Here is a 9107-nt window from a genome sequence, read left to right as displayed (position 1 = left end):
CACCTCGCTGATCATCGTGGTCTCGGTGACCCTGCTGGTCTCACTTGCCGTCTACGGCTCCAACGGCAACTTCAACCTGTCGGGATAGGGAGAACTGCAGCCGATGAAACCAGACACCCGGCGCCTGCTGGTGGGGTCGAGCGCCGTGCTCGTCCTGGCGGCGATCGTTGTCCTCTCGGTCGGAATGTTCCGTGGAAGCTTCACGAAAACCGTTCCCGTGACCGTTATCTCAGATCGCGCCGGACTGGTGATGAACCCCGACGCACGGGTGAAACTGCACGGTGCGGAGGTCGGCAATGTGGAGTCCATTGAGCCGCGACCCGACGGCACTGCTGTCCTGCATCTCGCCATCGATCCCTCGCGCCTCGATCTGATACCCGAGAACGTCGGCGTCGACATCACCTCGTCCACGGTGTTCGGTGCCAAGTTCGTCGAACTCGTGCCGCCGAATGATCCCTCCGACCAGTCGCTACGGGCCGGTCAGGTGATCCAGGGGCAGCACGTCACTGTCGAGATCAACACGATCTTCCAGCAGTTGGTGTCGGTTCTCGACAAGATCGAACCCGTCAAGCTCAACGAGACGCTGGGGGCGCTGTCCGCGGGTATCAGCGGCAGGGGCGAGCAGCTCGGCCAGACACTGGTGGAACTCGATGAGTTGCTGGTGAAGCTCGACCCCAGCCTGTCCAACCTCAGTCACGAAATCGCCGTGGCCCCAGAGGTGCTCAACACTTATGCAGACGTGACACCGGACCTCCTTGCCACGGTGCGCAATTCGACCCAGATCAGCGACACGATTGTCGACTCACAGGACGACCTGGACGCACTGCTGGTCAGCACGATCGGGTTGGCGGGCATCGGGAACGACGTGCTGACCAGCAATCGTCAGGGCATCACCGACGTCCTGCACCTGCTGGCTCCGACCACCGATCTGACCAACCGGTACAACCATGCCCTCTACTGTGGCCTCGCGGGCATGGTTCCGCTCGCCATGGGCCCGCCGCCACCGGTGCCGGGTGTCCTCCTGCTCGACTCCTTCGTGCTGGGCCGCGAACGCTACCGGTATCCGCAGAACCTGCCGAAGGTCGCCGCCACCGGAGGCCCGCAGTGCGCGGGACTGCCCGACGTCGGGTATGAGCGCCGCGCACCGTTCGTGGTGTCCGATATCGGCGCCAACCAGGCCGAGTACGGCAACCAGGGCATCCTGCTCAACTCGGACGCCCTCAAGCAGGCGCTGTTCGGCCCCATCGACGGACCGCCGCGTAACACGGCACAGATTGGACAGCCGGGATGACGGGTGTGTGGAAGTCGGCCACCAAGTTCGGGGTGTTCGGCGTGGTGATGATGATGCTCACCGCGGCGCTGTTCGCCATCTTCGGCCAGTATCGAGGCGGCAGTGCCGACGGCTACTCGGCGGTGTTCGCCGATGCGTCCAGCCTCAAGGGCGGCGACTCGGTGCGCGTCGCGGGAATCAGGGTGGGCACCGTCAAAACGGTGGCATTGCAACCCGACAACACCGTGATAGTCGACTTCGACGCCAGCCGTGACGTCAAGATCACCAACGGGACCAAGGTTGCGGTTCGTTACCTCAACCTCGTCGGTGATCGCTACCTCGAACTCATCGACGGCCCGGGGAGCACTCGACTCGAGGCGACGGGATCGCAGATCCCACTGGAACGGACCGAGCCCGCACTCGATCTCGACCTTCTCCTCGGCGGGCTCAAACCCGTGATCTCGGGCCTCAACGCGCAGGACGTCAACGCCCTGACCGGATCACTCATCGAGATCCTGCAGGGGCAGAGCGGTAACGTCGAGTCGCTGTTCAGCAGGACCGCGTCGTTCACATCGGCGATAGCCGACAACGGTCAGATGGTGCAGAACCTCATCGACAACCTCAACAAGGTGGTCGGAACTGTCGCAAAGGACGGCGACCAGTTATCCAGCGCGGTTGACCGGCTCGAACAACTCATCACCGGTTTGGCAGCGGACCGCGATCCGGTCGGCACCGCGATCGAGGCACTCAACCAGGGCACCGCATCGATGTCGGACCTCCTTGGCAAGGCGCGACCGCCGTTGGCCGGCACCATCGATCAGCTCAACCGCATGGCACCGCTTCTCGAGAAGGACAAGGAACTCCTTGACATCTCGCTGCAGAAGGCGCCGGCGAACTACCGCAAGCTCGTCCGGCTCGGCGCGTACGGCAGCTTCCTGAACCAGTACCTGTGCGGGATGTCCGTACGGGTGACAGACCTCCAGGGCCGAACCGCGTACTTCCCGTGGATCATTCAGCAGCACGCAAGATGCGGAGAGCCCTGATGGGTAAGTACCGTGGATCATCGCTGGTCCGAGCCGGTTTCATCGGTGTCGTGCTCATCGCGCTGATCGTCACCGTCGGGCTGCGGCCCGAACAGCTGTGGTCGATGGCGACGTCGATACGGCACCAGGCGCTGTTCACCGAGGCCGGCGGGCTCACCTCGGGAAATGACGTCAAGATCTCAGGGGTCAAGAAGGGCAGCGTCTCCGCCGTTGAGCTGCACAACGGCAAGGCGTTGGTGACGTTCAGCCTCGACAGCAGTGTCCGTCTCGGACGGGACACCACGGCGCACATCCGGACCGGAACGCTGCTGGGGGAGAGGATGTTGACCCTCGAGCCGACCGGCGGCGGATCGCTGGGCCGAACCGATGTCATCCCGTTGTCGCGCACGTCATCCCCGTACTCGCTGACCCAGGCGGTCAGTGACTTCACCACGAACACCGCGGGCACCGACACGGCGTCGCTCAATCACTCACTCGACACGCTGTCGGAGACCATCGACCGCATCGCGCCCACGCTGGGTCCCACGTTCGACGGGATGACACGGCTCTCCGCGTCCTTGAATGGCAGGGGCGAGACGCTGCGCGACCTGCTGAAGAGCGCGGCCGATGTGACGGGGGTGCTGTCGCAACGCAGCCAACAGGTCAACACTCTGATGCTCAACGCCAACGACCTGATGGGCGTGCTCGAGCAGCGGCGCTACGCGATCGTGAATCTGCTGGCCAATACCTCGGCGGTGGCGGAGCACTTGACCGGCCTGGTGCGTGACAACGAGCAGGAACTCGCGCCGACCCTGAAGAAGCTCAACACCGTGACCGAGATGTTGCAGCGAAACCGGGACAACATCGCCAAAGCCCTTGACGGACTGGCGAAGTACCAGGTGACACAGGGGGAGGCCGTTAACAACGGCTACTACTACAACGCGTTTGTCGGCAACCTCATACCGTCGCAGTCCCTACAGCCGTTCTTCGACTACGCATTCGGATTCCGTCGTGGTGTCGACGCCGGGCAACCACCGGACAACGCCGGCCCGCGCGCCGAGTTCCCCATGCCCTACAACGGCATTCCAGGAGGGTCACGATGACCGGACGGCGGCGCAGCGTGAAGCTGCTCTTGATCGTATTGGTGACGCTGCTGGCTGCGGGCGGGGCAATAGTGGTACGGCTGGCGTACTTCGAACCGAGGACCATCACCGCATACTTCACCTCTGCCACCTCGATCTATCCCGGTGATGAGGTGCGAGTCTCCGGAGTGCGGGTGGGGACCATCGAGTCCATCGAGCCCGAGGAGTCGCAGGCCAGGATGACGCTGGCCATCGATCGTGACGTGCCGATCCCGGCCGACGCCAAGGCCGTAGTCGTCGCGCAGAATCTCGTCGCGGCCAGATACGTACAGCTGACACCGGCCTACGAGGCCGACGTGTCGGCGGGACCGGTTATGCCCGACGGCGCCGTGATCGGCCTCGACCGGACGGCCGTTCCGGTGGAGTGGGATGAGGTCAAGACCCAATTGTCCAGGCTGGCAGCCGAACTGGGGCCATCTGAGGACGGCCAGACCGGTGTCTCATCGAGTTCGGTGGGGCGCCTGATCGACAGCGCGGCCAACGCGATGGACGGTAACGGGGACAAGCTGCGCGAGACCATCGCCCAGCTGTCCGGCGTCGGCCGAATCCTGGCCGACGGCAGTGGAAACCTCGTCGACATCATCAAGAATCTTCAGGTCTTCGTGGGCGCACTTCGGGACAGCAATGTGCAGATCGTCCAGTTCCAGAATCGACTGGCGACAGTCAGCAGCCTCGTCGACGCCAGCAGGTCCGACATCGACACGACGCTCACCAAGCTGGCAGAGGCGGTCGGCGAGGTGAAGCGTTTCATCGCGGAGAGTCGGGACGCCACGTCCGAGCAGGTTGAACGGCTGGCAGACGTCACGCAGAACCTGGCGGACAACCGTCTCAAGCTGGAGAACGTCCTGCACGTTGCGCCCAACGCGATCGGCAACGGCTACAACATCTACAACCCGGACACCGGAACAATGCTCGGCGCGTTCGCGATGGGCAACTTCGCCAACCCAGTCCAGCTGGTCTGCTCGGCGATCGGGGCTCTCGAGAACGCGACCAGTGCCGAAACCGCCAAGCTGTGCGCCGATTACCTGGGACCGGCCCTCAAGCTGCTCAACTTCAACTACCTGCCGTTGCCGATCAACGCCTATCTGGCGAAGTCGCCTAGCCCGGGCAACCTGATCTACTCGGAGCCGAAGCTGGCCCCCGGCGGTGAGGGGGCGAGCGCCCCCATGCCGTCGACGGACATCTCGGTATCGGCCTACACCGGCGCAGGCGATGTGCCACCGCCACTTGCACCCAACGGTCCTGCACTTCCCCCGGGCGTGTACGCGCCAGGTGGACTGCCGGCCAACCCGACACCGGCACTGTTCCCCGGTGCGCCGGTGCCCGCCGGCGTGGCCATGCCCGGCCCGGCCACGCCGCCCACTCTCCGCGACATGCTGTACCCGGCGGAAGCCGCTCCGGCACCGGGCCCGGTTGAAGGGACACCCCCGGCATGACCAGACAGCGTTCGTTGGCTCGGATGGCAGCGGTGGCGTCCTGCGTGGTGCTCACCGCATCGGGATGCGCCTTCGAGGGGTTGAACTCACTGGCGCTGCCAGGCACCGTGGGGCGTGGGCCAGATGCCGCCATCTACCACGTCGAGATCGCCAATGTCGGTACCCTGGAATCCAATTCACCGGTCCTGGTCGGCGACGTCGTGGTCGGTACGGTCGGACGGATGCGCCTGACGGGCTGGCACGCCGACGTCGAGGTGTCGGTGAAGCCGGATGTGGTCGTGCCCGCCAACGCCATTGCCACCGTCGGGCAGACCAGCCTGCTGGGATCGATGCACCTGGCGCTGAATCCGCCGGTGGGCCAGAAGCCGAGCGGCACGCTGGCACCCGGCGCCGTGATCGGACTGAGCAGTTCGTCGTCCTATCCGTCGACCGAGCAGACGCTGTCGTCACTGTCCGTCGTCGTCAACGGGGGCGGTCTGGGTCAGGCCGGGGACATCATCAGGGAGTTCAGTGCGGCGATGAACGGTAGGGAGGCCCCCATCCGTGATCTGCTGACCCGGCTGAACGACTTCATCGGGACCTTCGACTCGCAGCGTGACCAGATCATCGGATCCATTGCGGCACTTGACCGATTGTCCGCCGGATTCGCAGAGCAGAACGATGTCCTCACCGCCGCGTTGCACAGGATTCCGCCTGCGCTGGAGGTGCTCGTCAAACAACGCCCGCAGATCACGACGGCGCTGCGGGAGTTGGGCGCGTTCAGCGAAACCGCGACAGCGCTGATCGACGACACCGGGGCCGACCTGGTGCGCAACCTGCAGAATCTGGAGCCGACGCTGCGGTCGCTCGCCGACGTCGGCCCCGACCTGGGCACCGTACTCAGCTACGCCCCCACCTTCCCCTACACCCAGAACTTCATCGACCGGGCGATCAGGGGCGACTACATGAACCAGTTCATCGTCTTCGACTTCACCGTGCCCCGGTTGAAGCGCGGGTTGTTCCTCGGTACGAGATGGGGTCAGGAGGGGATGTCGATGACGCCAGCGCCGGGTGACCCCTGGTACTCCACCTACACCCTCGATCCGCTCAAGGCGCCCGTCACACCGGCTCCGCCGGAGGTGGCCGACCTGCCGCCGCTCGTCGACGATCAGGCTCTGACACCTCCTGTCGCGGAAGGTAACTGATGCTCACCAGGTTTGTGCGTATCCAGCTGATCATCTTCACTATCGCATCGGTCATCGGCGTCTCCACGATGGTGGTCGTCTACATGCAGGCACCCACCATGCTGAACATCGGTCGCATGAAGGTGGTTGTGGAACTACCCGGCACCGGCGGCCTCTACCGGTTCTCCAACGTCACGTATCGCGGTGTGCAGATCGGGAAGGTCACCGATGTGATCCCGACCAGAGGCGGCGCCGAGGCAACACTGTCGCTGGACACGTCCCACGACATCCCGGCCGACGTCCATGCCGAGGTTCGAAGCGTGTCCGCCGTCGGTGAGCAGTATCTGGATCTGCTGCCCCAAGGCGCGTCGTCAGACCCAACGACACCCCGCCTGCGCGACGGCTCCGTCATACCAAGGGACAACACATCGATTCCCCAGGCAGTCGGTCCGATGCTCGACCAGGTCAGTTCGCTACTGGACAGTGTGCCGAAGGACCGCATCGGCGATCTGCTCGACGAATCGTTCAAGGGGCTCAACGGATCCGGATTCGACCTCGGATCACTGATGGACTCGGGCGCGAAGCTGGTGGGCGACTCCAACGACGTCGCCGAGCAGATGCGATCGCTCGTCGATGACGGCCGGCCCCTGCTCGACGGTCAGCAGCAGTCCATTGACGACATCAAGACGTGGGCGGGCAGCCTGGCCAGGATCACCGAACGCGTCGCCGTGAACGATGCGCATGTCCGGACCATCATGGAGGTCGGACCCGGGGCAGCGGATGAGGCCTCGGCTCTGCTCAATCAGGTCAAGCCGACCCTGCCGGTGCTGATGGCGAACATGACCACCGTGGGTCAGGTGGCCGTGACCTACCACGCGTCGATCGAACAGCTTCTTGTGCTCCTTCCACCGTATGTCGCGGCGACACAGACCGTCGGTGTGGCGCGGAACAACCCGACCGGTATGGCGATGGGGGACTTCACCCTCAGCATGAACGATCCGCCGGCGTGTACGGTCGGCTTCCTGCCGCCGTCGTCGTGGCGGTCACCGGGTGATCTGTCGGATGTCGACACTCCCGACGGTCTGTACTGCAAGCTCCCGCAGGATTCGCCGATCGGTGTTCGTGGCGCACGCAACTACCCCTGCATGGGGCAGCCGGGAAAGCGTGCTCCGACCGTCGAGATGTGCGAGAGCGACAAGCCCTACGAGCCATTGGCGATGCGTCAGCACGTACTTGGGCCCTACCCAATCGATCCGAACCTGATCGCCCAGGGCGTTGCGCCCGACGATCGTGTCAATCCCGGCGAGCACATCTACGGCCCGGTCGAGGGGACGCCACCGGGGGTGGCGCCGAGTTCCTCGTCGACCGGTGAATCGGTCGGTCCGTCGGTGGCGGTCGCCACCTACGATCCTGAGACCGGCCGGTACGCCACTCCCGACGGCAAGGTGTACCGGCAGGCCGACTTGGCGACACCGGCCGGGACGTGGGAGGACCTGCTTCCCAAGTAGCGGTGAATAGCGTTGTGAGGGAGGGTGGTTCAGGAATCCGATTTGACGAGCTTGAACGGCATGTTGATGAACAGGGGCAGACTGATGCCGCATGCTCCGCTGATGCCGGTCGTCTGATCCTCACCGACCAGCGTTGTCGACATCGGATCGACCCGACCGCCGTCGGGCGTCGTGGGGGCGAACCGGAAGACTTGCAGACCGGCGGAGGCGGTGCCGTTCGGGCACGGCTGCCAGTTCTCCACCGTCCGCTTGACGTACCACACGCCGCCCGTCTTGTAGACGGGCGCGGTCCAGCCGAAATCGCTTGACACCGTGCCGGTGCACTCGGTCGGGTAACTGCACTGGGTGGTGATGGTCCAGGTGCTGCGAATGCTGACCTCGTCGTGGAATCGTTCGTTGGTCTTCGCCCACTCGCCGTTGGACGTGGCCGTGTAGGTGCCGTTGAGGCCCCACTGCTCGCCGTTGGCCACCGACGGTGGTGCAGTCACGATCAGGCCGAGCATGGCCGCTGCCGCCGCCGCGGCGCCGAGCGTTTTTGGTGTTCGCATCCCACGCTCCTCAACACGCCGCGACATGGTCGCCGACGTTGATCCGATTCGCGCCAAGGTATCCCGCACCTCGCGTCGGATATGCCGTTACGCCCGCTGAGCGGACAGTTCGGGCGTTGACCGACAGCGCGCGTGCCAGGGTGAGCGCATGCGGTGGATTCTGATTGCCAGCGTGGTGTCGGTGCTCGCCGTGGGCCTGGGTTCACCTGTCGCGGCGAAGGCCGATCCTCCGTCGTGTGACGATGCCTGGTGCACACCGGGTGTCACCCCGGGAGTGGCGCTCGGTGCCCCGTGTGGAGATACCGGTCACTACGTGTTCGGCACCACGTCGTGGGGTCGGTTGGTGTTCTGCGGATCGCCACGTCGATACGAGCCGAGGTACTTCAGATCCCCGTCGATGATGGGGGTCAAGGATGAGCACGCCGTCTGTCAGGGGCACGAGGCGCGCGTTGCGCAGGCCCCGGACGGTCTTTTCCTCAGCTGCCAGACGATCGATGGCACGCCACGGTGGGTGCGCGGCGATGCCTAGCGCGCGCAAAGCGGGCGCGACCAACACAATCCGCGTGTTGGGCGGGGCCACCACGATGCTGACGGCGGGTATCGTCCTCGGACCCGCGACCTCGGGCGCAGAGGAACCGGCAACCCATCGCGTGACGTACACCGTCACGTCCCGCACGCCGGTTCAGGCGGACGTCTACTACCGCGATACCGATCCAGCCTCATGGGCGGACTACAGCCACAATCCGTACCTGTTCAGTCCCCGCGCAATCGCTCGAATTGGTCCGGCCTCACCCTGGGTGCTGGAGGTCGCGCTGGCCGATCCGAGGCAGTGGGCAATGGTGAGTGCCACCAGCGGAATGGACTCGGCCCCAGCGGATTTCCGATGCGAGTTGGCGGTCGATGGCGTGGTCGTCGCGTCCAGTGACGGGCCACGGGGAGCGCTGTGCTCGCTGCGGAACTGGTAGCCGTAGTGGTCGGGCCTTAGCAGGACGCTCCCGAGTGTGGCAAACCGTTGAGA

At 64.9% G+C, this 9107-nt stretch carries 9 protein-coding genes and 1 pseudogene; 9 read left to right on the top strand and 1 reads right to left on the bottom strand.

The features are described 5' to 3' along the window. The 7 genes and pseudogenes from ABIA65_RS28525 to ABIA65_RS28495 form a co-directional block, all read left to right on the top strand. Nucleotides 1-88 (top strand): annotated as a pseudogene (locus tag ABIA65_RS28525) (ABC transporter permease); the annotation flags it as partial. 15 nt (nt 89-103) lie between these two features. Beyond that, nucleotides 104-1291, top strand: coding sequence for an MCE family protein (locus tag ABIA65_RS28520; RefSeq protein WP_354525641.1), 1188 nt, complete (start codon nt 104-106; stop codon nt 1289-1291). Further along, complete coding sequence (locus ABIA65_RS28515; RefSeq protein ID WP_241404682.1) at nt 1288-2313, top strand: MCE family protein; 1026 nt, start codon at nt 1288-1290, stop codon at nt 2311-2313. The genes ABIA65_RS28520 and ABIA65_RS28515 overlap by 4 nt, the downstream gene beginning before the upstream one ends. Then, on the top strand, nt 2313-3395 hold the full coding sequence (locus tag ABIA65_RS28510; protein WP_354525640.1) for an MCE family protein: 1083 nt from the start codon (nt 2313-2315) through the stop codon (nt 3393-3395). The genes ABIA65_RS28515 and ABIA65_RS28510 overlap by 1 nt, the downstream gene beginning before the upstream one ends. Continuing rightward, the gene (locus tag ABIA65_RS28505; RefSeq protein ID WP_354525639.1) at nt 3392-4870 is read left to right on the top strand and encodes an MCE family protein; all 1479 of its coding nucleotides are present in this window, start codon (nt 3392-3394) and stop codon (nt 4868-4870) included. The genes ABIA65_RS28510 and ABIA65_RS28505 overlap by 4 nt, the downstream gene beginning before the upstream one ends. Then, complete coding sequence (locus tag ABIA65_RS28500) at nt 4867-6054, top strand: MCE family protein (RefSeq protein WP_354525638.1); 1188 nt, start codon at nt 4867-4869, stop codon at nt 6052-6054. Before ABIA65_RS28505 ends, ABIA65_RS28500 begins: the two co-directional genes overlap by 4 nt. Next, nucleotides 6054-7541 carry an MCE family protein gene (locus ABIA65_RS28495; RefSeq protein WP_354525637.1) on the top strand — a complete coding sequence of 496 codons (1488 nt, stop codon included), beginning with the start codon at nt 6054-6056 and terminating at the stop codon, nt 7539-7541. The genes ABIA65_RS28500 and ABIA65_RS28495 overlap by 1 nt, the downstream gene beginning before the upstream one ends. Before the next feature lie 29 nt (nt 7542-7570). Here ABIA65_RS28495 and ABIA65_RS28490 read toward each other — a convergent pair whose 3' ends face one another. Next, nucleotides 7571-8089 (bottom strand): Rv2253/PknI dimerization domain-containing protein, encoded by a 519-nt coding sequence (locus tag ABIA65_RS28490; RefSeq protein WP_241404687.1) that lies wholly within the window; start codon nt 8087-8089, stop codon nt 7571-7573. A 148-nt stretch (nt 8090-8237) separates the two neighbouring features. Here ABIA65_RS28490 and ABIA65_RS28485 point away from each other — a divergent pair, with 148 nt between their 5' ends. Together ABIA65_RS28485 and ABIA65_RS28480 are read left to right on the top strand one after the other, a co-directional pair. After that, nucleotides 8238-8618 (top strand): hypothetical protein, encoded by a 381-nt coding sequence (locus ABIA65_RS28485; protein WP_354525636.1) that lies wholly within the window; start codon nt 8238-8240, stop codon nt 8616-8618. Continuing rightward, on the top strand, nt 8611-9054 hold the full coding sequence (locus ABIA65_RS28480) for an Rv2576c family protein (protein WP_502919629.1): 444 nt from the start codon (nt 8611-8613) through the stop codon (nt 9052-9054). The genes ABIA65_RS28485 and ABIA65_RS28480 overlap by 8 nt, the downstream gene beginning before the upstream one ends. Nucleotides 9055-9107: the final 53 nt, after the last annotated feature.

This window comes from Mycolicibacterium sp. 624, assembly GCF_040548615.1.
GTDB lineage: Bacteria > Actinomycetota > Actinomycetes > Mycobacteriales > Mycobacteriaceae > Mycobacterium.
The sequence above is the reverse complement of the archived record's forward strand: the minus strand, read 5'-3'. Positions and strand labels throughout refer to the sequence as shown.

Excerpts from the sequence above, each read along its gene's own strand:
- ABIA65_RS28520 (WP_354525641.1), top strand. The coding sequence starts at position 104 with ATGAAACCAGACACCCGGCGCCTGCTGGTGGGGTCGAGCGCCGTGCTC.
- ABIA65_RS28515 (WP_241404682.1), top strand. The coding sequence starts at position 1,288 with ATGACGGGTGTGTGGAAGTCGGCCACCAAGTTCGGGGTGTTCGGCGTG.
- ABIA65_RS28510 (WP_354525640.1), top strand. The coding sequence starts at position 2,313 with ATGGGTAAGTACCGTGGATCATCGCTGGTCCGAGCCGGTTTCATCGGT.
- ABIA65_RS28505 (WP_354525639.1), top strand. The coding sequence starts at position 3,392 with ATGACCGGACGGCGGCGCAGCGTGAAGCTGCTCTTGATCGTATTGGTG.
- ABIA65_RS28500 (WP_354525638.1), top strand. The coding sequence starts at position 4,867 with ATGACCAGACAGCGTTCGTTGGCTCGGATGGCAGCGGTGGCGTCCTGC.
- ABIA65_RS28495 (WP_354525637.1), top strand. The coding sequence starts at position 6,054 with ATGCTCACCAGGTTTGTGCGTATCCAGCTGATCATCTTCACTATCGCA.
- ABIA65_RS28490 (WP_241404687.1), bottom strand. The coding sequence starts at position 8,089 with ATGCGAACACCAAAAACGCTCGGCGCCGCGGCGGCGGCAGCGGCCATG.
- ABIA65_RS28485 (WP_354525636.1), top strand. The coding sequence starts at position 8,238 with ATGCGGTGGATTCTGATTGCCAGCGTGGTGTCGGTGCTCGCCGTGGGC.
- ABIA65_RS28480 (WP_502919629.1), top strand. The coding sequence starts at position 8,611 with ATGCCTAGCGCGCGCAAAGCGGGCGCGACCAACACAATCCGCGTGTTG.